Origin of the sequence: Cupriavidus sp. H39, from assembly GCF_050271075.1 — a bacterium.
Taxonomy (GTDB): Bacteria; Pseudomonadota; Gammaproteobacteria; order Burkholderiales; family Burkholderiaceae; genus Cupriavidus; species Cupriavidus necator_B.
On sequence record NZ_CP189848.1, the window covers coordinates 1,666,042 to 1,688,677 of the forward strand.

The window sequence follows — 22,636 nt, forward strand, 5'->3', positions numbered from 1 at the left end:
CGCCTCGTTCCCATAAAGGAATGAACCGGCCGCCGCGGCTTGCCCCCCATTCGGATTCCATTGTGAAAAACCCCTCAGAAGCAACGAACCAGAAAGACCAAAGTCCGCGTGTGGGCTTCGTTTCCCTTGGCTGTCCGAAAGCGCTGGTCGACTCCGAGCAGATCATCACGCAGCTGCGCGCCGAGGGCTACGCCATCAGCGGCACCTATGACGGCGCCGACCTGGTGGTGGTCAATACCTGCGGCTTTATCGACGAAGCCGTGCAGGAAAGCCTGGACGCCATCGGCGAGGCGCTCACCGAGAACGGCAAGGTCATCGTGACCGGCTGCCTGGGCGCGAAGAAGGACGCGTCGGGCCACGACATCGTGTCGTCGGTGCATCCCAAGGTGCTGGCCGTGACCGGTCCGCACGCGCTGGGCGAGGTCATGCAGGCGGTGCACACGCACCTGCCCAAGCCGCACGACCCGTTCACCGACCTGGTGCCGGCCGCCGGCATCAAGCTGACGCCCAAGCACTACGCCTACCTGAAGATCTCCGAGGGCTGCAACCACCGCTGTTCGTTCTGCATCATCCCGTCGATGCGCGGCGACCTGGTCTCGCGTCCGGTGGCCGAAGTCATGCTCGAGGCCGAGAACCTGTTCAAGGCCGGGGTCAAGGAACTGCTGGTGATCTCGCAGGACACCAGCGCCTATGGCGTCGACGTCAAGTACCGCACCGGCTTCTGGAACGGCCGCCCGCTCAAGACCCGCATGACAGAACTGGTGGCGGCGCTGGGCGAGCTGGCCGCGCAGTACGGTGCCTGGGTGCGCCTGCACTATGTGTACCCGTATCCGCACGTCGACGAAATCATCCCGCTGATGAACAACGGCCACGTGCTGCCGTACCTGGACGTGCCGCTGCAGCACGCGCACCCGGACGTGCTCAAGCGCATGAAGCGCCCGGCCAACGCCGAAAAGACCATGGATCGCATCCGCGCCTGGCGCGAGATCTGTCCGGAACTGACTATCCGCAGCACCTTTATCGCCGGCTTCCCGGGCGAGACCGAGGCCGAGTTCCAGACCCTGCTCGACTTCATTGCCGAGGCCGAGCTGGACCGCGTCGGCTGCTTCGCTTACTCGCCGGTGGAAGGCGCGACGGCCAACGACCTGCCGGGCGCGCTGCCCGACGAGGTGCGCGAGGAGCGCCGCGCCCGCTTCATGGAAGTGGCCGAGGCCGTGTCCGCGCGCCGCCTGCAGCGCAAGGTCGGCCAGACCCTGCGCGTGCTGGTCGACGAAGTCAACCAGGACGGCGGCATCGGCCGGTCGTCGGCGGATGCGCCGGAAATCGACGGCCTCGTGTATATCGCGCCGGCGCAGCGCACCTCGCAACGCTACCGCGCCGGAGAGTTCGTCGACGTGCGCATCACCGGGGCCGACGGCCACGATCTGTGGGGCGAGGTCTGAGCTAGTCCCGCCGGACGATGCCGGAAACGGCGCCATTAGGTAAAAGTACGATCGTTCGCTTCGGCCCCGGCACCGCTATACTGTGCGGTGCAACATAACCCACATGGAGACAGTCATGACGCGTGAAGTCGTAGTGGTAAGCGGTGTTCGCACCGCCATCGGAACCTTTGGCGGCAGCCTAAAGGACGTGGCGCCGGCCGAACTGGGCGCGCTGGTCGTGCGCGAGGCGCTGGCCCGCGCGCAGGTGTCGGGCGACGACGTCGGCCATGTGGTGTTCGGCAACGTGATCCAGACCGAGCCGCGTGACATGTACCTGGGCCGCGTCGCGGCGGTCAACGGCGGGGTCTCGGTCAACGCGCCCGCGCTGACCGTGAACCGCTTGTGCGGCTCGGGCCTGCAGGCCATTGTCAGCGCCGCGCAGACCATCCTGCTGGGCGATGCCGACATCGCCATCGGCGGCGGTGCCGAAAGCATGAGCCGCGCCCCGTACCTGGCGCCGGCGGCCCGCTGGGGCGCCCGCATGGGCGATGCCAGCCTGGTCGACATGATGCTGGGCGCGCTGCACGACCCGTTCCACCGCATCCACATGGGCGTCACGGCCGAGAACGTGGCCAAGGAATACGACATCTCGCGCGCGCAGCAGGACGAGGCCGCGCTGGAATCGCACCGCCGCGCCTCGGCCGCGATCAAGGCCGGCTATTTCAAGGACCAGATCGTCCCGGTGGTGAGCAAGGGCCGCAAGGGCGAGGTCACTTTCGACACCGACGAGCATGTGCGCCATGACGCCACCATCGACGACATGACCAAGCTCAAGCCGGTCTTCGTCAAGGAAAACGGCACGGTCACGGCTGGCAATGCCTCGGGCCTGAACGATGCCGCCGCCGCGGTGGTGATGATGGAGCGTGCCGAGGCCGAGCGCCGCGGCCTGAAGCCGCTGGCGCGCCTGGTGTCGTACGGCCATGCCGGCGTCGATCCGAAGACCATGGGCATCGGCCCGGTGCCGGCGACCAAGATCGCGCTGGAGCGTGCCGGGCTGCAGGTGTCGGACCTGGACGTGATCGAAGCCAACGAAGCCTTCGCCGCGCAGGCTTGCGCCGTGACCAAGGCCCTGGGCCTGGACCCGGCCAAGGTCAATCCGAACGGCTCGGGCATCTCGCTGGGCCACCCGATTGGCGCCACCGGCGCGCTGATCACGGTGAAGGCGCTGCACGAACTGAACCGCGTGCAAGGCCGCTACGCGCTGGTGACCATGTGCATCGGCGGCGGGCAGGGCATCGCCGCCATCTTCGAACGGATCTGAGGATTGCCTTGCGCGTGGCCTTGACGGACCTCTGCACGACGCTTGGCGCCGCCGCCGCGCTCGCCCTGGCGGGCGCGGCGCAGGCGGCGCCGGCCACCGAGCTGTCGACCGGCCCGGTGAACAGTGCCGCCGCTGGCGGTGAAGCCCTGGGCCTGAACCAGGCCATCCGCGACGGCGAGACCCGCCGCGGCGCCACGCTGTCGACCGGCGCCGCCAGGGCGCTGGCACCGCGGCCCGAATACGCGTCGCTGCCGGTCTATGTCGGCAAGGTCGGCGACCAGCCGGTGCGCCTGCGCCTGGGCCCCAAGCCCGACGAGCGCGACAGCGTGCGCGGCGAGTACAGCGGCCGTGGCGCCGGGGTGCGCCTGCTGGCGGGCGAGTGGGAGGACGGCGCCTTCCTGATGGAAGAGTCCGACGACGGCACCCGGGTATCGGGCAACTGGGAAGGCACCATCGATGCCAGCGGCGCCGTGCGCGGCACCTGGACCGATGCCTTCAATCCCGCCATCGTGCTGCCGTTCTTCATCCGCCCGCTGGGCATGCTGGTGATTCCGCCGTTCGACATGACGCCCAACAGCGGCGTCACCTACGCGCCGCCGCCGCCGAAATCGTCGATTTCCGGCTGGTAAGCCCTTTCGTGATGCGGTCCGGTGGCGCGGGCGGCATTTGCTGGTAAGCTCGAACGCTCATCGCGTCTCACGCCTGACTGTGCCGCGCGTCTGCCGGGGCGATACCGCCCGTGCAGCGCGCCGCGGCCGGCCAGCAGCCAGCAAGGAAACCGCCGTGTCCGATTCGCCATCCGACAAGCCCGCAGCCCCCGCCCATTACCTGCAAACCGTTGCGGTCCAGCCCGAGCTGGACATCGCGCCCGGCTTTGCGTCGTTCTCCCCGGCCACGCACCGCGGCTCGACCGTGGTGTTCCGCAACCTCGCCGAACTGCGCGCGCATGGCGACGGGGCCACCACGTACTGGCGCTACGGCCTGCATGCGACCCCCACCAGCGAGGCGCTGTGCCAGCACCTGGCATTGATCGAGGGCGCGCGCCACGCGTTGCTGCAGCCGTCGGGCCTGGCGGCGATCTCGCTGGTGTATTTCGCGCTGCTGAAGAGCGGCGACGACGTGCTGGTGCCGCATAACGTCTACGGCCCCAACCGCGACCACGGCGAATGGCTGGCGCGCGACTTCGGCGTCACCGTACGCTACTACGACCCGATGGACGCGGCGGCGGTGCCCGCGCTGATCCAGCCGAACACGCGCCTGATCTGGATGGAGTCGCCCGGCTCGGTGACGATGGAAGTGCCCGACTGCGGCGCCATCGTCGCCGCTGCGCGCGCGCGCGGCGTGCTGACCGCGATCGACAATACCTGGTCGGCCGGCGTCTACTTCCGCCCGTTCGAGCTGGGCGTCGACATCTCGGTGCAGGCCCTGACCAAGTACCAGTCGGGCGGCAGCGACGTGCTGATGGGCGCGGTGCTGACCTGCGACGATGCCCTGCACGGCCGGCTCAAGCGCACCCGCATGCTGATGGGCTGGGGCGTGTCCGCCGACGACTGCCACCTGGTGCTGCGCGGCCTGCCGAGCCTGCCGGTGCGTCTCGCGGCCCATGACCGCGCCGCGCGCGAGGTCGCCGAATGGCTGCGCCAGCGGCCGGAGGTGGCGCGCGTGCTGCATCCCGCGCTACCGGATTGCCCGGGCCATGCCAACTGGCGGCGTGAATTCACCGGCGCCAGCGGGCTGTTCGCCATCATTCTGCGCGAGCGCTATACCCGCCAGCAGGTCGATGCCTTCGTCGAGGCATTGCGGCTGTTCGCTATCGGCTGGTCGTGGGGCGGCGCGCACAGCCTGGCGGTGCCGTATCACGTGGAGGGCATGCGTCCGGCGGGAACCTGGCCGCCGGCCGGCTGGCACGATACCGGCGAGCTGGTGCGGCTCTATATCGGCCTGGAAGACACGCGCGACCTGATTGCCGACCTGCGCCAGGCGCTGGAGGCCACGCTGGCCGCGTAGCCGGCCGGCGGCGCTAGGCTGGCTGTCTCAGCGCCAGGTTGAGCTGGTCGACGACTTCGGCCCAGTCGGCGTCGTCGAGCAGCTCGTCGCGCAGCAGCGTGGCCTGGGCGGGTGTCCAGAAGGGGGCTTCGGCCAGTTCGATGGTCTCGGGCAGCGGCGCATGCTTGCCGATGAAGGCGCGGATGCTGGCTTCGTCCGAGGCCAGGCCGAGCTGGGCGAACAGTTCTGAAAACTGGTGGAAGGTCGGTTCCATGATGGTCGGGCTCGCTATGGTTGGCCACAGGTAGTGTAGGGCAGCCACCGGACCGGTGCGGCGGCGCGGCTCAATAAAAACGGACGCCGCGGCGTCCGTTTTTATTGAGCCGGCGCCGGTGCTTCAGCGCGTATCCGTGCCGGACATCGCCCTGCCACCGCCGGCGGCCCCGGCGGCCTGATGTGCCCGCGCTGCCTGCGGCATGGCCCAGACCGACTCCGCCGGCCCGCTGCGGGCGCGGCGCGCGGTGGCGCGGGCGAGGGCGACAAAGCCCGCGGCCAGCGCGATTGCGCCCAGGTCAAAGCCCGCGATGACCCAGTGCCCGCTGGGGATGCTGTGCAGCAGGTGATCGCCGGTCAGGATCGCATTCGACAGCGGCACCGTCAGCGCCGCCAGCGCGGCGGCGTAGAGCAGCTCCACCGCGGCGCGCACCGGAGGGCGCAGCAAGGCCCAGGCGCAAGCCAGGCCGAACGCGGTGAAATAGGTCTGGCTGACGGCGCGCCCGGGCCACAGCAGCGCCGCCGGGAAGCACAGCGCCACGCCGATGCAGCAGCCGATGCACACGCCCACGGTGGCCTGCGCCAGCAGGCGGTGCACGCGCGGCTGCTCGGCCTGGCGCAGCTTGCGCCGCGATTCGATCCACAGCAGGTTGCCCGAATAGAAGAGGAAGGCGCCGGCCAGCCCGGCCAGCAGGTAGACCAGCCGCACCGGCAGCTCGCCGAAGGTGCCGAAATGCAGCGCGTACAGCGCGCTGTAGAGTCCGTGGTTGCTGTCGCGCGCGCCGGCGGTCTGGTTGGCGGTCAGCTGGCCGGCGTTGGGCTCGCCGCTGGCGGCGTGGATGCCGACCGAGCCGAGGTTGCCGAGCGCCCGCGTGCTGGTGCCGCGCACTTCGACCACGGCGTTGGCGTCGCCGTAGCGCTGGAAGCGGAACGATTCCGGGGTGAAGCGCTCGCCGCCATGTTCGCGCGCAATTTGCATCAGCTTGGCGGCGGGCAGCGTCGGCACCGCGCGGCCCGCCGCGGCCACTTCCGGCACCGCGGTAGTGGCGCGTGGCACCGCCTCGAACAGGCGTCCGTCGAAGGTCAGCGTGTTGAACACCATCATCAGCACCAGCGACAGGCAGAACAGCGCGCCGGTGATGGCAAAGACCAGGTGGAAGGGCAGGCTGAACAGGCCCAGCACATTGTGGGTGTCCATCCAGAATCGCTTGAGGTTGCGCCCGGGGCGCACCGCGAACAGGTCTTTCTTCAGTCGCGGCAGGTGCAGCAGCACGCCGGACACCAGCGCCAGCCCGTACAGCACCGAGATCGCGCCCATGAAATAAATGCCGCCGACCGGGATGCCGAGCGAGTAGTGCAGGCTGTTCAGGAAGGCCGACAGCTCGCCCATGACGTGGTCGCGCGAGGTGTCGCGCTGCATCGCCGGGTTACCGGCCAGGCGCGCATCGGTGGTCATCTGCCACTCGCCGGCCTGGTCCTGCCAGTAGGCGGAGATATTCGGCTCGCCCTCCGATGGCATGATCACGTAGGCGCTGGCCGCGGCCTCGGGGTGGATCGCGACCAGCTTCTGCATGAAGCGGTCGACCGCGGCCGGATCGGCGCTGGCCTCGACCGGCGCGCTGCCCTTGAGCCGCGACGGCGACTGCCAGACGTGCAGCTCGTGGTGGAACACGGTGACCGCCCCGGCAAAGAAGGCGATAAACAGGGCCCAGCCGGCCATCAGGCCGACCCAGGTATGCAGCGTCTGGTACAGGCGCAGGGTTGCGGTTTTCATGATGGTCTCAGGAGGCGGGCACGGCGGCGAGTGCGGCCGGCGCCAAGCCGGCCAGGCGCAGCACCCATAGCGCGCCGAAGCCCAGCAGGTTGGCGCCGGCCAGCCACAGCCACGCGCTGCGGCTGGAACGGAACAGCAGGCTGGCGCTGATGATGCCGACCCACACGGGCAGACACGCCACCACGGCGGCGACCAGGCCGGTCTCCCAGCCACCTGGCAGGCCCAGGATCGCCAGCGTGCACAGGACTACCGCCAGCGGGAGCCCGAGCAGCGCGCCAGCCAGCCACTTGGTGCCCATGCCGGATGCGTCCGCGCTCATGCCCGCTGCTCCCGCGCGCCGTGGCGACGGCGTGCCGCATAGGTGCCGATGAACGGCCACACCGACAGCGCGCAAGGCACTGTGACCAGGCTGGCAGCGAGCGCGACCGGCCAGCCGTCGGTAACGGTCCACAGCCACGTGCTGACGCAGGTAAGGGCCAGCCCCAGCCAGCCCGCCAGCCGCGGCCGGGTCAGGATGCCGGGCGGCAGCAACACCTGGTTGGGCGCGGCCAGGTACAGGCACGCTGCCGCAGCCAGGCCGAGAAGAACGGCCAGTACTTGCATGGGGCAATGTCAGATCAACGAAACATTAATAATAATGATTCGCATTTGACTTCGCAAGCGCTACGTCGGCCGGACGTCCCTTGGGCGGGATTTCACTGCACTGGAACAGACGCTCGCGCGGCGATCGGCGCGTGCGGACCGCGCCCGGGCGGCGCGGACGATTCAGCAGGCAAGCGCGGGGTAAGCGGCAGCGACGCGCGCGCCGCGGGGGATTCAGTGCGGGAACAGCGCCAGCAAGCCGTCCAGCCCCACGTGGTTGAACGCGACGCTGGCCTGCGCGCGCACCACCGGCTTGGCGCGGAACGCCACCGACAGGCCCGCCACGGCCATCATCTTCAGGTCGTTCGAGCCATCGCCCATGACGATGGCCTGGTCCGGCGTGGCGCCGATCTGCGCGCACACTTCCTGCACGGTGCGGGCCTTGACGTCGGCGTTGACGATCTCACCGACCACGTTGCCGGTCAGCTTGCCGTTGACGATCTCGAGCGTGTTGGCGCGGGTGAAATCCAGCTTCAGGCGGGGCTTGAGCTGGTCAGTGAAGTGCACGAAGCCGCCGGATACCAGCAGCGTCTTCAGGCCCAGCGCCTGCACCGCCTGCAGCATGCGCTCGGCGCCCGGCGACAGCCGCAGGCGTTCGGCATAGACGCGGTCCAGCACGGCGGCGTCGAGCCCCTTGAGCAGCGCCACCCGGCGGCGCAGGCTTTCGTTGAAATCAGTAATCTCGCCGCGCATGGCGGCTTCGGTGATGGCGGAGACCTCGGCCTTGAGGCCGCAGAAGTCGGCGATCTCGTCGATGCACTCGATCGTGATCAGGGTCGAGTCCATGTCCATCGCCACCAGGCGGAAGTCGGACAGCCTGCGCCCGGCCGGCACCACCGCCCAGTCGATCGCGCGCGGGCCGCAGAAGTCGTCCAGCGCATCGCGCAGCGCCGGCGTCAGCGGTGCGCAGTCCTCGGCCACGGCCACGGTGTCGCTGCGCGGCACCGGTGCGCTGGCGCGGGCCAGGGTGCGGGCGGTGTCGAGGTCGGCGGGGGAAAGCGGGGCGAGGCTCTGCAGGATCAGGGGCATGACGGATGGGAATCGGGCGCTTGCCGCGGTTGTCGGCAAGGCGGGGGCTGCAACGCGGCAAAAGCGCTATTGTAGCCCCCCGTGGTGCCCCGGGCGAACCCGCTCAGCGTTGCGCCATCACCATGTAGTCCACGGTCAGGCTGGACAACGCGCGCACGCCATTGATCAGCGCCGGCTCATCCACATAGAACTCCGGCGAGTGATTCGATGGCGCCTTGGTCACGTCCTGCCCCTTGGGCGTCACGCCCAGATTGAAGAACAAGCCGGGCACTTTCTCCTGGTAGAAAGAAAAATCCTCGGACGCGGTGGCCTTGGGCGTGATCATCCAGTTGCCCTCGCCGGCCACGCGCCGCAGCGTCGGCGCCATCTGCTCGGTCAGGGCCGGCTGGTTGACGGTGGCGTTGTACAGCTCGACCACGCGGAAGCTGGCCTCGGCCCCGGCGCTGGAGGCAATGGCCTCGGTGGTGCGCTTCATGCGGGCATGGATGTCCTTCTTCATGCCTTCGTCATAGGTGCGGATGGTGCCCATCATCTCGACCTTCTCCGGCACGATGTTCATGCGGTTGCCGCCGTGGAAGGTGCCCACGGTGATCACCGACGGCTCCAGCATGGCATTGACCTGGCGGCTCTGGATGGTCTGCAGGCCCAGCACGATCTGCGACGCCACCACGATCGGGTCGATGCCGCCCCACGGCCGCGCGCCGTGCGTCTGGCGGCCCTTGACGTCGATCCAGAACTGGTCGGCCGCCGCCATCGATGCGCCGCTGCGCCAGCCCAGCTTGCCCGATTCGATGCCGCTGCTGACGTGCAGGCCGAAGATGGCATCGACCTTGGGATTGTCCAGCACGCCCTCCGATACCATCTGCTTGGCGCCCCACATGTTCGAGCCGTTGGGCTCGAAATCGGCCGGGCTTTCCTCGGCCGGCTGGAAGATGAACTTGACGGTGCCGGGCAACTGGTCCTTCATGCCGGCCAGCACTTCCGCGGTGGCCATCAAAATCGCGACGTGGGTGTCATGGCCGCAGGCGTGCATCACGTCCACTTCCTTGCCCAGGTACTGGCCCTTGGCCTTGGAGGCAAACGGCACGTCAACGCGCTCCTTCACCGGCAGCGCGTCCATGTCGGCGCGCAGTGCCACCACGGGTCCCGGCTTGCCACCCTTGAGCAGGCCCACCACGCCGGTCTTGGCCACGCCGGTCTTGACCTCCATGCCGAGCTTGCGCAGGTGGTCCGCCACCAGCTTGGCCGTGCGGGTCTCGTAGTTGCCCAGTTCCGGATGCTGGTGGATATCGCGGCGCCAGGCGATCAGCTGCTTTTCCACCGCCTTGGCGCGGGTTTCGATCTGGGCATGCAGCGCATCGGCGCCGGGGGGTGCCGCCGGGGCCTGCGCCTGAGCGGTGTGGCAGAGCAGCCCGGCGGCCAGGGCCAGGCCGGCGAGGGCGAAGCGGGTGGTGGAACGCGATGCGGTGCGACGTGCAGCCATGCAGGATCTCCTTCGTTGTTGTTGGTTTGATGCTGGCGGTGTGGTTGGCGCGCGGCAGAATGCATGCGCCGAGGAAAGCTGAGTGGTTTCTCCCCTCTCCCGCAAGCGGGAGAGGGGAGCGAGCCAACCCTGGTGAAGTTCAGCCCGCTACCCGCAGGCTGTCCACCACCTTGTGCAGGAACGCCTCGCACGCAGCCAGCTGCTCCAGCGCAACGAACTCGTCCGGCTTGTGCGCCTGCTGGATATCGCCGGGCCCGCACACCACCGCCGGAATGCCCGCGCGCTGGAACAGCCCGGCCTCGGTGCCGTAGGCAACCTTGTTGGTGTCGCGGTCGGCGGTCAGCGCGCGCACCAGCTGCGTGATGGCTTCCTGCTCGGCGACGTCGAGCGACGGCGCGGCGGCGATCTTGCTCAGCGTCAGGCCGGCATCGGCATGCTCGGCGCGCATCTTCGGCAGCAGCACGTCGTTGGCATAGCCCTGGATGCGCGCGTAGATCGCTTCAGGATCGACGCCCGGCAGGTTGCGGAACTCGAACACGAACTCGCACAGCGCCGGAATCGTGTTCAGCGCAATGCCGCCCTGGATAGTGCCGGTCTGCGCGGTGGTGTAGGGCACGTCGAAGGCCTGGTCGTAGGGGCCGTTGGCCTTGAACTCGTCGGCGAGGTCGCGGATGAAGCAGATCAGGCGCGCGGCGTATTCGATCGCATTGACGCCGCGCGGCGTCAGCGACGAATGCGCGGCCTGGCCTTTCACGCAGCAGCGGTAGGCGTTGATGCCCTTGTGCGCAACGATCACGCGCATGCTGGTGGGTTCGCCGACGATGCAGCCGCCCGGGGTCACGCCGCGCTCGCGCAGTTCGGCCAGCAGGTAAGGGGCGCCCATGCAGCCGATCTCTTCGTCGAACGACAGCGCGTAGTGCACCGGCTCGCGCAGCCTGGCATCGAGGATGGCCGGCAGCAGCGACAGGCTGGTGCCGATAAAGCCTTTCATGTCGCAGGTGCCGCGGCCGTACAGCTTGCCGTCGCGCACCACCGGCTTGAACGGGTCGGTGGTCCAGGCCTGTCCGTCCACCGGCACCACGTCGGTATGGCCCGACAGCACGATGCCGCCATTGGTTGCGCCATTGGCCGCCGGCACGGTCACGAACAGGTTGGCCTTGTCCTGCTGCGGGTTGTAGCTTAGATGCGGCTTCAGCCCCTTGGCCAGGAAATGGTCGCGCACCGACTCGATCAGGCCCAGGTTGGAATGGCGGCTGGTGGTGTCGTACGCGACCAGCCGCTGGGTCCATTCCAGCGCGCTGCCGCGCGCGGCGGTTTCGGTGACGGACTGGCGGGAGTCGGCTCGGGCGGCTGGGGCTGGCATGGGGGCGGTATCACTAACTTGTTAAGGAATTGATGCTACACCCGGCCGCGCGCCGCGTCCATGCAGGATCGGCATGGACGCTACGCCAGTTGCCGCAACGTATGCTTGATGGTCTGCGCGCGCACCGCCACGTCCGGCATCTTGGCCTCGATGCGCAGCTTGTCCTGGCCGGCCAGCTTGATATGGCGGTTCTTCTGCACCAGGTCGATGATGCGCATCGCGTCGATCGGCGGGTTGGGCACGAACTGCACGCTGATGGTGGCTTCGCCGGCGTCGATCTTGCGCACGCCCAGCGGCGCCGCGGCAATGCGCAGCCGGTGGGTCTCGACCAGCGCCTGCGCCTGCGCCGGCAGCCGGCCGAAGCGGTCGACCAGCTCTTCCTGGATGTCGTCGACGCGCTCGGGGGTCTCGCAGTTGGCCAGCCGCTTGTACAGCGACAGGCGCTCATGCACGTCGGCGCAGTAATCGTTAGGCAGCAGCGCCGGCGTGCCCAGGTTGATCTCGGTGGTGGCGGCCAGCGGCGCCATCAGGTCGGGCTCCTTGCCGGCCTTCAGCGCCTTGACCGCGGCGTTGAGCATGTCGGTGTACAGCTGGAAGCCGATTTCGTGGATCTCGCCGGATTGCTTGTCGCCCAGCACTTCGCCGGCGCCGCGGATTTCCAGGTCGTGCATGGCCAGGTAGAAGCCCGAGCCGAGTTCCTCCATCTGCTGGATCGCTTCGAGCCGGCGCTGTGCCTGCTTGGTCAGGCCGTCGACGTCATGCACCAGCAGGTAGGCATAGGCCTGGTGGTGCGAGCGCCCGACCCGGCCGCGCAGCTGGTGCAGCTGTGCCAGGCCGAACTTGTCGGCGCGGTGGATCAGGATGGTGTTGGCGGTCGGCACGTCGATGCCGGTCTCGATGATGGTGGTGCACAGCAGGATGTTGTCGCGGCGCGAAACGAAGTCGCGCATCACGCGTTCCAGCTCGCGCTCGTGCATCTGGCCGTGCGCGACCGCGATGCGTGCTTCCGGCACCAGCTCGGCCAGCCGCGCGCGCTTGTTCTCGATGGTCTCGACCTCGTTGTGCAGGAAGTAGACCTGGCCGCCGCGCTTGAGCTCGCGCAGGATGGCCTCGCGGATCACGCCATCTTCTTCGCGGCGCACGAAGGTCTTGATCGCCAGCCGCTTCTGCGGCGCGGTCGCAATCACCGAGAAATCGCGCAGGCCTTCCAGCGCCATGCCCAGCGTGCGCGGGATCGGCGTGGCGGTCAGGGTCAGGATGTCGACTTCGGCGCGCAGCGTCTTCAGCGCTTCCTTCTGGCGCACGCCGAAGCGGTGTTCCTCGTCGATGATGACCAGCCCCAGGCGCTGGAACCTGACCTGGTCGGACAGGATCTTGTGCGTGCCGATGACGATGTCGACGGTGCCTTCGTTGATCTGCTTGATGGCCGCGTCGATCTCCTTCTTGGTCTTGAAGCGCGACAGCTCGACGATGCGCACCGGCCATTCGGCAAAGCGGTCGGACAGCGTCTGGAAATGCTGCTCGGCCAGCAGCGTGGTCGGGGCCAGCATCGCCACCTGCTTGCCGCCCAGCACCGCGACGAAGGCCGCGCGCAGCGCCACCTCGGTCTTGCCGAAGCCGACGTCGCCGCACACCAGCCGGTCCATCGGCTTGCCCGAGGTCATGTCGGCGATCACCGCCGCAATCGCGGCGGCCTGGTCCGGGGTTTCCTCGAAGCCGAAGCTTTCGGCGAAGGTCTCGTAGTCCTTTGGCGACAGCGGGAAGGCAAAGCCCTCGCGCGCGGCGCGGCGCGCATACAGGTTGAGCAGTTCGGCGGCGGTGTCGCGGATCTGCTGGGCGGCCTTGCGCTTGGCCTTGTCCCACTGGCCCGAGCCCAAGTGGTGCAGCGGCGCGGTATCCGGGTCCGCGCCGGAGTAGCGCGAGATCACGTGCAACTGGTGCACCGGTACATAGAGCTTGCTGCCCTTGTCGTAGTCCAGGTGCAGGAATTCCTCGTCGCCCTGGCCCATGTCGAGCGTCACCAGGCCCTGGTAGCGGCCGATGCCGTGCTCGCTGTGCACCACCGGGTCGCCGATCTTCAGCTCGGCCAGGTCGCGCACCATCGAATCGACGGCGGAAGCCTGCTCCTGCTTGCGGCGGCCAGTGCGGCGCGCGGTGCCGGCGTACAGTTCGGCCTCGGTGACAAAGGCCAGTTGCGCCTGCGGCAGCGCAAAGCCGCTCTGCAGCGGCGCCACCGCGATCGAGAAATGCGCGTCGCCGGCGAGGAACGCGGCAAAGTCATCGACCGTCTGCGGGCGCAGGCCGCTTTCGGCAAACAGTTGCAGCAGCGTCTCGCGCCGGCCGGCGGAGTCGGCGCACATCAGCACGCGGGTCTGCTTGTCGAGCAGCAGGGCCTCCAGGTTGACCAGCGGGTCTTCGGCGCGGCGATTGACCGCGACGTCGGGCAGGATCGCCGAAAACGCCGGCTGCTCCGCGTTGGCCTCGGCCTGCAGCACCAGCCGCGCCATCGGCTTGGCGGCGACGAAGAACTGCTCCTCGGACAGGAACAGGTCCGCGGGCGGCAGCAGAGGGCGCTCGCGGTCATGGCGCATGAAGTTGTAGCGCTGCGTGGTGTCGGCCCAGAAGCGGCGGATGGCCTCGTCGACATTGCCGGCGAACGCCAGTTGCGTGTCGGCGGGCAGGTAGTCGAACACGGTGGCGCTGTGCTCGAAGAACAGCGGCAGGTAATACTCGATGCCGGCCGACGGCACGCCGTTGCCGATGTCCTTGTAGATCGGCGACTTGGTCGGGTCGCCTTCGAACAGCTCGCGCCAGCGGCCGCGGAAGGCGGTGCGCGCGGCTTCGTCGAGCGGAAATTCGCGCCCGGGCAGCAGCCGCACTTCCTTCACCGGGTACAGGCTGCGCTGGGTGTCCGGGTCGAAGGCGCGGATGGTCTCGATTTCGTCGCCGAACAGGTCGATCCGGTACGGCAGCGCCGAGCCCATCGGATACAGGTCGATCAGGCCGCCGCGCACGCTGTATTCGCCGGGCCGCATCACCGCGCTGACATGCTCGTAGCCGGCCAGCGTGAACTGCGCCTTGAGCGCGGCTTCGTCGAGCCGCTCGCCTTGCTTGAAGAAGAAGGTGTAGGCCGCCAGGAAGGCTGGCGGCGCCAGCCGGTACAGCGCCGTGGTGGCGGGCACCAGCATCACGTCGCACTGGCCGGTCTGGATGTCGTGCAGCGTCGCCAGGCGTTCGGACACCAGGTCCTGGTGCGGCGAAAAGCTGTCGTAGGGCAGGGTTTCCCAGTCGGGCAGCAGGCGCACGCGCAGCTCCGGCGCGAACCATGGGATTTCCTCGGCCAGGCGCTGCGCGTCGACGGCATGCGAGCACACCACCGCCAGCATCGGCGCGCGCGCGCGGTGCTGGCGCGCGTACGCGGCCAGCGCCAGCGCATCGGCCGAGCCGCGCAGGCCGGCCACGCTGTGGCGCAGCCCCGGCTTGACCAGCGGCAGGTTGACAAAGGGAAAGGCGGGCGTGGCGTCAGGCATGTCGGCAGGGGGCGTTCAAAACGACGACGCCCCGCCGGCGTTGCGGGCGGGGGTCGGAACAGGGGACTTCAGGTGCCGGTGGCGCCAGCCGGTTACGTTGACACGGCATGGCGACAGGCAAGGGCCGTATTATAGAATGCGCACCGGTTGTCCCGCTGGCCAGGCTGGCCGGCGGTGGCCGCGCTTCTTTCACTCCACGCCGATCCTGTGTCCGCTCGCCGCTTTGCCCTGATTCCCTGTGCCGGTACCGGCAGCCGCGCCGGCGGCGCCGTACCCAAGCAATACCAGACCGTGGCCGGCCGGCCGATGATCTGGTACGCGCTGGCGGCCTTTTCGGCGTGCGACGCCATCAATGCCACCGCGCTGGTGCTGGCGCCCGACGACATGCCGCTGGAATCGCGTTTCGGCGCGGCTGCGTTTGCCGGGCTGCGCTTCGATACCGCCTTTGTTGGCGGCGACAGCCGCCATGCCTCGGTGCTGGCGGGCCTGCACCACCTGGCGCAACTGGGCGCGACCGATGCCGACTGGGTGCTGGTGCACGATGCCGCGCGCCCCGGGCTGACCCCGGCGATGGTCCATGCGCTGGTGCGCGCGGTGGAAAGCGATGGCGACGACGATCCCGACGCCGCCATCGGCGGCATCCTGGCCGTGCCGGTGCCCGATACGCTGAAACGGGCCCAGGACGATGCCCGCATCGGCGCCACGGTGCCGCGCGAAGGGCTGTGGCAGGCGCAGACGCCGCAGATGTTTCGCCTGGGCGTGCTGCGCCAGGCGCTGCAGGACGCCATGGCGGCTGGTGCGGTGGTGACCGACGAGGCCAGCGCGATCGAGCGCCTCGGGCTGCATCCGCGGCTGGTCAACGGCTCGCTGCGCAATTTCAAGGTGACCTACCCGGAGGACTTCGCGCTGGCCGAAGTGCTGCTGGGCAACCACGCCAAAGGAGCATGACCGCATGATGCCTTTCGATATCCGGGTGGGACAGGGCTATGACGTCCACGCGCTGGTGCCCGGCCGCAAGCTGATCCTCGGCGGCGTGGAGATTCCGCATGACCGTGGCCTGCTGGGCCATTCCGATGCCGATGCCCTGCTGCACGCGGTCACCGACGCGCTGTTCGGTGCCGCGGCGCTGGGCGATATCGGACGCCATTTCCCCGACACCGATGCGCAGTTCGCCGGCGCCGACAGCCGCGCGCTGTTGCGCGAGGCGGCGCGCCGCGTGCGCGAGGCGGGCTATGAAATCGGCAATGTCGACGCCACGGTGATTGCGCAGGCGCCCAAACTGGCGCCGCATATCGGCGCCATGGTCGCCAACCTGGCCGAAGACCTGGCGATTGCGCGCGGACGTTGCAACGTCAAGGCCAAGACCAACGAGAAGCTGGGCTTCGAAGGGCGCCAGGAAGGGATCGTGGCGCAGGCCGCGGTGCTGCTGTGGCGCGCCTCGGTGGCGGACGCGCAGGACTGAATTCAGCCGCGCGGGGCGTCGGGCGCCGCGGGGTCTTCCGGCGGGATGGCGTAGGTGTAGTCGATCAGCCGCGCCATCGCGCCGCTGCGCGCGCCGGCCTCGGTGCGCTTGGTGAACCCCATCTGCTGGCACAGCCGGTTGGCCGACGCCATTTCCGGCATGGTCCGCACCACCAGCGTCGACGCGCCGATATCGCGCGCGCGCTGGATGCAGATCTGCATCAGCGTGCGGCCCAGCCCCAGGCCGCGCGCCTGCGGGCTGACCGACAGCAGCCGTGCTTCGGGCTGGGTCAGGGTAATGGTGCTGCCGTCCAGCGCCGGCAGCGTCGCACCCGGGTGGCAGAACAGCACGGCGCCCATGATGCCGTGATCGGTCTCCGCCACCCACCATTCCATATCCGGGTTACTGGTCGCCAGCACGGCCTGCATGCCGCGCTGGAACGAGGCGCGGCAATCTTCCATGATGGCCAGCTCATATTGCCCGTAGGCCTGTTGCGTGACGGCGGCGATGTCGCCCCAGTCATGCACCGCCGCCAGGCGGTAATGGAAGCGGGGGGAGTTCGGCGAAGGCAGGGTCATGGCGGGCTGAAAGTGCGTATCCTGCCTGGATTGTAGGCGGATCGCGGGGCCCGCGCAGGTTCGGGCGATGCCGGTTGCAGGATGGGAACAGCCGGCAATCCCGGATGGGAAGCTGCCGGCTGCTGTGCTACGGCGCCAGTTTCCGGGCGCCGGGAGGGCGCGGGGGCGCGCTGATGCCTTACTGCGCCGCGATCACGTTGGCGGCGGCCACGATCACGGCGGCAATGCGGCCGACGTCGCGCAGCTGCTGCGCCGTCATGCCTTGTTCGTTCTTCAGCAACTGGTAGTGCGACTTGACGCAGAAATGGCACTTGCCCACGATCGAGGCGGCCAGCGCGTACATCTCGAAGCGGCGCTTGTCCACGCCACCATGGTTGGCGTAGGCGTTCATGCGCAGCCCGGCCGGCTGGCTGGCCAGGTCCGGATCGTCGGCCATCTCGACATACGGATACCAGGTGTTGTTCATGCCCATCAGCGCGGCCGCGGTCAGCGCGCCATTGGTTTCCTCGGGCGACAGCACCTCGGCGTTGCGGATGGCGTCCACCAGCACCTTGCTCTGCGCCGCGAACGCCGCCGCCAGCGCCACGCCCACCGCATCGTTGCCTTCCAGCGAAGAGCGCGCGATGGTGCCGTCCACGTTCAGGCGGATATCCTTGGCGTAATCGGGAATGAGATTCTTAATCGTGCTGAGGAATTCCATTTATTTCTCCTATCAAGCGGGGCTCAAAAAACCCGCGCAAGCGGGTTTTGCTGCGGAGGGCAGGGCCCTCCGCGGATCGCCACGGCGTCTGGCGACTGACAGCAATTACAGCGTGGCGCCACCAACGGCACGGTTGCACGGGCACAGCTCGTCCGTCTGCAGGCCGTCCAGGATGCGCAGCACTTCGTCCGGGTTGCGGCCGACGTTCAGGTTGTTCACCGACACGTGCTGGATCGTGTTTTCCGGATCGACGATGAAGGTCGCGCGCAGCGCAACGCCGGCAGTGTGGTCACGCACGCCCAGCTGGTCGATCAGCGAACCGGTCACGTCGGCGAATTGCCACTGGTTCAGCTTGTTCAGGTCCTTGTGCTCACGGCGCCATGCCAGCTTGACGAACTCGTTGTCGGTCGAACCGCCCAGCACGATCGCGTCGCGGTCGGCGAAGTCGCCGTTCAGCTTGGCGAACGCCACGATTTCGGTCGGGCACACGAAGGTGAAGTCCTTCGGGTAGAAGTAAATGATCTTCCACTTGCCTTCAAACGACTTCTCAGTGATGTCTTCGAAAGCCGACTGGCCACTCTCTTCGTGATTGTTGAAACCCGGCTTGACACCAACGACGTGGAAGGCTTCGAGCTTGTCACCAACGGTCTTCATAGACTTCTCCTGATACGGTTGCAATGAGAGCGGTGCCGCCGCCGCGGGCCCGGCGTGGGACCGGTGCTACGGCTGCTGCGGCGGCGTACCGCGACAAAACGTGATTATGCGTCATCACCGAGGGGCGGGCTAATTGATATTCTCAAACAGCCCGATAGGCAAAGCATGTGGCGCATCTTCGTGCGGTCTCTGGTGCCATCGGCATCGGCGCGCCAGCGCTGCCGATGCGGTGGGCCAGTATGCCATGCGTGGCGGGACCGCACATGGCAATTGGTGACGTTCGCCGGGAAATCAAGCGGCCGGGATTGCCACCCCGCTGCGGGCATCGAAAACCGGTGAATGCGCCGCGCCGCTCAGGCGCGCCGGAAGCACGCGCTGACCACCAGCCCCGTGGCCGGCGCGGCGCGGTTGGCGAGCAGCAGCCGGCCGCCGTTGCGCTGCATGATGCGGTTGACGATGGACATGCCCAGCCCGGCGCCCTTGGCTTCGCTGCGCGCGGCGTCGAGCCGGTAGAAGGGCCGCGTCAGCAGCGACAGCTGGCCGTCGGGCACGCCGTTGCCGTGGTCGGCCACGGTCAGCACGGCTTCCTTGTCGTCCACGCGCGTGGAGATCTCCACCACAGCCATGCCGGTCTGCTCGTCCTTGGCATAGCGGCGCGCGTTCTCGACCAGGTTGTCGAGGATGCGCTGCACTTCCATGCGGTTGGCTACCGCCATCACCGGCTCGTTGGCGCGCACATGCACGCGCACGTCGTCATGCGCGGCATAGACCCCGACCGCATCGTGCACCAGCGCCGACAGGTCCACCGGCTCGACCGTATCGAGCGGCGGTCGCGCGTAATTGAGGAACTGGCCGATGATGGCGTCCATCTGCTCGATGTCGGCGATCATGGCGTCGCGCGTGGTGCCGTCCATCGGCGACATCTCGGTTTCCAGCCGCAAACGCGTCAGCGGCGTGCGCAGGTCATGCGAGATGCCGGCCAGCATCACCACGCGGTCGTCGTCGAGCTGGCGCAGGTCGCGCACCATCTGGTTGAAGCTGTGGTTGGCCAGTGCCACTTCGCTGGCGCCATGCTCGGGCAGCGGCGGCGGATCGCCGCCGGCACCGATGGCGCGCGCGGCGTTGGCCAGCCGCTTGAGCGGGTAGTTGACGCGCGCGGTGATAAAGGCCGCGCCGATGATCGACAGCAGCAGCGCGGCAATGCTCCACCACAGCCACTGGATGCCAGGCACGCGCTCAAAGCGCTCGGGGCTGATCGCGACCCAGTAGTCGTCGCCCTCGATTTCAAAGCTGACCCATACGCCCGGAATATCGTTGACGGTGGTGGCCAGCACGGTGTCCTCGCCCAGGCGGCTGCGGATCTCCTGCTGTACCAGCGAGGTCAGGAACGGATTGGCGGTGGGCGCGGCGAAGTCGTCGTCCTTCTCGCGCGGATAGACCTTGATGCCTTCGTTCTGCACCAGGTCCAGCAGCAGGAAACGCCGCCGCGCGGGGTCGGAATACAGCAGCGCGGCGCGCGTAAGCTTGACCACGCTGACCACCTGCATCGCGATCTGCTGCGCGCGCGGGGCGCGTTCGAACAGCCGGTAGCTCTGGAACCAGATGCCCAGCGAGATGGCCAGCAACAGGGCGATCAGCATGAAGGTCCGCCAGAACAGCGAACCAAAGAACCGCGTTGCGGTACGGCCGATTACGGTCGCCACGATAGGAACAGCGGCCGTAATCGGTTATTTCACGCCATCGGGAATGAAGACGTAGCCCAGGCCCCACACCGTCTGGATGAAACGGGGGTTGCTGGGGTCCGGCTCGATCAGCTTGCGCAGGCGCGAGATCTGCACGTCCAGGCTGCGGTCGAACACTTCATATTCGCGGCCGCGCGCCATTTCCATCAGCTTTTCGCGCGACAGCGGCTGGCGCGGATGGCGGGCGAACACCTTCAGCACCGAGAACTCGCCGGTGGTCAGCGTGATTTCCTCGTCGTTCTTGGTCAGCGTGCGCGTGGCCAGGTTCAGCACGAAGTCGCCGAAGGCGAAGGTCTCGGGGGTTTCCGACGGGGCGCCGGGCACTTCGGCCGGGCCCTTGCGACGCAGCACCGCGTGGATGCGCGCAATCAGTTCGCGCGGATTGAACGGCTTGGGCAGGTAATCGTCGGCGCCCATCTCAAGGCCGACGATGCGGTCCACGTCCTCGCCCTTGGCGGTGAGCATGATGATCGGGGTCTGGTCGTTGGCGCCGCGCAGCCGGCGGCAGATCGACAGGCCGTCTTCGCCCGGCATCATCAGGTCCAGCACCAGCAGGTCGAAACGCTCGCGCAGCCAGAGCTTGTTCATCGCGGTGGCGTTTTCCGCCACCAGCACGGTGAAACCCTGTTCGCCCAGATAGCGGCGCAGCAAATCGCGCAGACGCGGGTCATCGTCGACGACAAGAATCTTGTGGCTGGTATTTTCCATGGCGGTATCTTAGCGACTATCGCTTTCGCTCAAAATGGCTTAACAAAACGTTACATACTTTACCCCGTGGTATGGCAGTGTGCACCAATCGTGCGATTACACTGCGCAATCCGTCCATTTCGGCGCCGTGCGCGGCAGTTTTCCACGCATTTTCGCCGGACGATCCACGGCTTCCGCCAGCCCGTCCAGCCCTGCTGGCGCAATGCTTGCAGAGGATGCGGCGCCGGACGGGGTATCGGAATCCCAGGCTTCAGGGCGGTCCAACCACCGCCTGATCGCGAAGCCAAGACCGCCATTATCAATGAAAGTGAACCGAACCCGGCCCGGGCATCCGCAGCATGGTATCGCCGGCGCATGCCTTGCGCTGGCGCTGGCCGTGCTGGCGCTGTGCATGCCGGCCGGGACGGCGCGCGCGCAATCGGCGGGAATGGCCCACTTGCTCAAGCGCTACCCGTCGGCACAGGCGAGCGATCCGGGCAACAGCCAGCGCGAGGCCCGCGCCCGCGCAGAGCGCCACCGCGCCGAGCAGCGCGAGGCCGAGCGCCGGCGCGGCGAGGAACGCGGCGGCTCGCGCCTGTCGCCTGACGAGCGCCGCCGTCTGCGCAAGAACCTCTACGACTTCGGCCGCGACATCTACCAGGGCGGCTGACCCGTTGCCGCCGGGCCTCGCGCGTGTCTAGCCGCGCGGCTGGAAGTGCCGCAGGAAATCCACAAAAACCTCAGCGGCCAGCTGCGCATCGTCGGCCGTGATGGTCTCCAGCGGGTTGTGGCTGATGCCGCCATTGCCGCACCGCACGAACAGCATCGCCACATCGGTGATCCGCTGCATCATCATGGCGTCATGGCCGGCCCCCGACGGCAGCTCGAACGCCTGCAGGCCGCGCTTCTTCAGCACCGCCCCGAACTGATCCATCAGCCAGCGCGCGCACGGCGCGTTGTTGACCGGGGGCACGCGCTCCACCTGCGCGGTCAGCCCGCGGCGCCCCGCAATCTGCGCGATGCCGGCCACGATGTCGGTGATGGCGGCCTCGCGGATGCCGTCCTCGCCGGCGCGAATGTCCATCGAGAAGGTGCAGGCCGCCGGGATGACATTGCTCGACCCGTCCGGCACCTGCAGCTGTCCCACCGTGCCAACCAGCGTCGGCGTCGCCGCGCAGCGCTGCTCCACCAGCAGGATCATCTCGGCCGCGCCTGCGGCGGCGTCGCGGCGCATGCCCATCGGCGTGGTGCCGGCGTGGCTCGCGAGACCTTCGACGCGTACCGAGAAACGGCTGCTGCCGGCAATCTGCGTGACCACGCCCAGCGGCAGGCCATGGTGCAGCAGCACCGGGCCCTGTTCGATATGCACTTCGACAAAGCCCAGCAGCGACGCAGGATCGACCGCCGCCGCGCGCAGCGCTTGCAGGTCGCCGGCGCCGGGCAGGCCGGATGCGGCCAGCGCCTCGCGCAACGTGACGCCGTCGGCGTCCTGGCGTTCGAGCAGGGCCGGGTCGAAGCGCCCGGCCAGCACGCTGCTGGCCAGGAAGCTGGTCTTGAAGCGCAGCCCTTCCTCTTCGGCGAACCCCACCACCTCGAGGTGATAGGGCAGGCGGATGCCGGCCTGGTTGAGCGCGCCCACCACGGCGATCGGCAGCAGGATGCCCAGCCGGCCGTCATAGCGCCCGCCATTGCGGACCGTGTCGAAGTGCGAGCCGGTCATCAGCACGCGGGCGTCGCGCACGGCCGCATCGGCGGCATAGCGGCCGATGACATTGCCGATGGCATCGATGCGCACCGGCATGCCGGCGGCTTCCATCCACTGCGCCAGCCGGGCTTGCGCGGCGCGGTGGGCCGGGGTCAGGTAGGCGCAGGTCAGGCCGCCCTCCATGTCGGAGAAACGGGCGAGTGCGTCGGCATGGGCGAGGATGGTGTCGCCGAGGGCGGCGGAGGACTGCGTCATGGCGGTACGGCTTGGGACAAGTGGATCGGGA

Annotated in this window: 21 protein-coding genes; 7 read left to right on the forward strand and 14 right to left on the reverse strand. The window is 68.3% G+C overall.

The genetic code is table 11. The features are described from left to right. Positions 1-62: 62 nt before the first annotated feature. From rimO to ACOCMH_RS23205, 4 genes are all read left to right on the forward strand, one after another. Entirely contained in the window at positions 63-1,442 is a 1,380-nt protein-coding gene (gene rimO / locus ACOCMH_RS23190) for a 30S ribosomal protein S12 methylthiotransferase RimO (protein WP_427313198.1), read from the forward strand. Positions 1,443-1,557: 115 nt separating this feature from the next. After that, entirely contained in the window at positions 1,558-2,742 is a 1,185-nt protein-coding gene (gene bktB, locus ACOCMH_RS23195; protein ID WP_427313199.1) for a beta-ketothiolase BktB, read from the forward strand. Positions 2,743-2,750: 8 nt separating this feature from the next. Next, positions 2,751-3,371 carry a hypothetical protein gene (locus ACOCMH_RS23200; protein WP_427313200.1) on the forward strand — a complete coding sequence of 207 codons (621 nt, stop codon included), beginning with the start codon at positions 2,751-2,753 and terminating at the stop codon, positions 3,369-3,371. A gap of 154 nt (positions 3,372-3,525) precedes the next feature. Next, positions 3,526-4,749 (forward strand): cystathionine beta-lyase, encoded by a 1,224-nt coding sequence (locus ACOCMH_RS23205; protein WP_427313201.1) that lies wholly within the window; start codon positions 3,526-3,528, stop codon positions 4,747-4,749. A 13-nt stretch (positions 4,750-4,762) separates the two neighbouring features. On the opposite strand, the gene ACOCMH_RS23210 is transcribed toward ACOCMH_RS23205, so the two are convergent. The 8 genes from ACOCMH_RS23210 to mfd all read right to left on the reverse strand — a co-directional run bounded on the left by ACOCMH_RS23210 (position 4,763) and on the right by mfd (position 14,822). Further along, positions 4,763-5,002 (reverse strand): DUF2789 domain-containing protein, encoded by a 240-nt coding sequence (locus tag ACOCMH_RS23210; RefSeq protein ID WP_427313202.1) that lies wholly within the window; start codon positions 5,000-5,002, stop codon positions 4,763-4,765. 123 nt (positions 5,003-5,125) lie between these two features. Next, positions 5,126-6,775: a PepSY-associated TM helix domain-containing protein gene (locus tag ACOCMH_RS23215; protein WP_427313203.1), complete on the reverse strand. Its 1,650-nt coding sequence runs from the start codon at positions 6,773-6,775 to the stop codon at positions 5,126-5,128. Positions 6,776-6,782: 7 nt separating this feature from the next. Continuing rightward, positions 6,783-7,094, reverse strand: a complete 312-nt coding sequence (locus tag ACOCMH_RS23220; protein WP_427313204.1) for a hypothetical protein — start codon at positions 7,092-7,094, stop codon at positions 6,783-6,785. Beyond that, entirely contained in the window at positions 7,091-7,378 is a 288-nt protein-coding gene (locus ACOCMH_RS23225) for a hypothetical protein (RefSeq protein ID WP_427313205.1), read from the reverse strand. The genes ACOCMH_RS23220 and ACOCMH_RS23225 overlap by 4 nt, the downstream gene beginning before the upstream one ends. A 213-nt stretch (positions 7,379-7,591) precedes the next feature. Beyond that, a complete protein-coding gene (gene serB / locus ACOCMH_RS23230; protein ID WP_427313206.1) occupies positions 7,592-8,446 on the reverse strand; it encodes a phosphoserine phosphatase SerB in 855 nt (284 codons plus the stop codon). Positions 8,447-8,549: 103 nt separating this feature from the next. Continuing rightward, on the reverse strand, positions 8,550-9,929 hold the full coding sequence (locus ACOCMH_RS23235; RefSeq protein ID WP_427313207.1) for an amidohydrolase: 1,380 nt from the start codon (positions 9,927-9,929) through the stop codon (positions 8,550-8,552). Positions 9,930-10,068: 139 nt separating this feature from the next. Next, a complete protein-coding gene (gene argE / locus ACOCMH_RS23240) occupies positions 10,069-11,292 on the reverse strand; it encodes an acetylornithine deacetylase (protein WP_427313208.1) in 1,224 nt (407 codons plus the stop codon). Positions 11,293-11,372: 80 nt separating this feature from the next. Then, entirely contained in the window at positions 11,373-14,822 is a 3,450-nt protein-coding gene (mfd, locus tag ACOCMH_RS23245) for a transcription-repair coupling factor (protein WP_427313209.1), read from the reverse strand. Between the two features lie 207 nt (positions 14,823-15,029). Between mfd and ispD the strand changes: the two genes are divergently transcribed. Beyond that, positions 15,030-15,770 carry a 2-C-methyl-D-erythritol 4-phosphate cytidylyltransferase gene (gene ispD, locus ACOCMH_RS23250; RefSeq protein ID WP_115706714.1) on the forward strand — a complete coding sequence of 247 codons (741 nt, stop codon included), beginning with the start codon at positions 15,030-15,032 and terminating at the stop codon, positions 15,768-15,770. A 4-nt stretch (positions 15,771-15,774) separates the two neighbouring features. After that, positions 15,775-16,284 carry a 2-C-methyl-D-erythritol 2,4-cyclodiphosphate synthase gene (ispF, locus tag ACOCMH_RS23255; protein WP_012352652.1) on the forward strand — a complete coding sequence of 170 codons (510 nt, stop codon included), beginning with the start codon at positions 15,775-15,777 and terminating at the stop codon, positions 16,282-16,284. 2 nt (positions 16,285-16,286) lie between these two features. Here the strand turns inward: ispF and ACOCMH_RS23260 are convergent, their stop codons facing one another. The 5 genes from ACOCMH_RS23260 to ompR all read right to left on the reverse strand — a co-directional run bounded on the left by ACOCMH_RS23260 (position 16,287) and on the right by ompR (position 20,666). Then, entirely contained in the window at positions 16,287-16,862 is a 576-nt protein-coding gene (locus ACOCMH_RS23260; RefSeq protein WP_427313210.1) for a GNAT family N-acetyltransferase, read from the reverse strand. A 178-nt stretch (positions 16,863-17,040) separates the two neighbouring features. Then, positions 17,041-17,562: a carboxymuconolactone decarboxylase family protein gene (locus tag ACOCMH_RS23265; RefSeq protein ID WP_427313211.1), complete on the reverse strand. Its 522-nt coding sequence runs from the start codon at positions 17,560-17,562 to the stop codon at positions 17,041-17,043. A gap of 105 nt (positions 17,563-17,667) precedes the next feature. Further along, entirely contained in the window at positions 17,668-18,216 is a 549-nt protein-coding gene (locus ACOCMH_RS23270; protein WP_427313212.1) for a peroxiredoxin, read from the reverse strand. Positions 18,217-18,569: 353 nt separating this feature from the next. Continuing rightward, entirely contained in the window at positions 18,570-19,919 is a 1,350-nt protein-coding gene (locus tag ACOCMH_RS23275; protein WP_116356344.1) for an ATP-binding protein, read from the reverse strand. A gap of 24 nt (positions 19,920-19,943) precedes the next feature. Then, positions 19,944-20,666, reverse strand: a complete 723-nt coding sequence (gene ompR / locus ACOCMH_RS23280; protein WP_010810107.1) for a two-component system response regulator OmpR — start codon at positions 20,664-20,666, stop codon at positions 19,944-19,946. A 301-nt stretch (positions 20,667-20,967) separates the two neighbouring features. On the opposite strand from ompR, the gene ACOCMH_RS23285 reads away from it, so the two are divergent. Beyond that, on the forward strand, positions 20,968-21,315 hold the full coding sequence (locus tag ACOCMH_RS23285; RefSeq protein ID WP_427313213.1) for a hypothetical protein: 348 nt from the start codon (positions 20,968-20,970) through the stop codon (positions 21,313-21,315). Positions 21,316-21,342: 27 nt separating this feature from the next. Here ACOCMH_RS23285 and ACOCMH_RS23290 read toward each other — a convergent pair whose 3' ends face one another. Next, positions 21,343-22,605: a Zn-dependent hydrolase gene (locus ACOCMH_RS23290; protein ID WP_427313214.1), complete on the reverse strand. Its 1,263-nt coding sequence runs from the start codon at positions 22,603-22,605 to the stop codon at positions 21,343-21,345. Positions 22,606-22,636 lie beyond the last annotated feature (31 nt).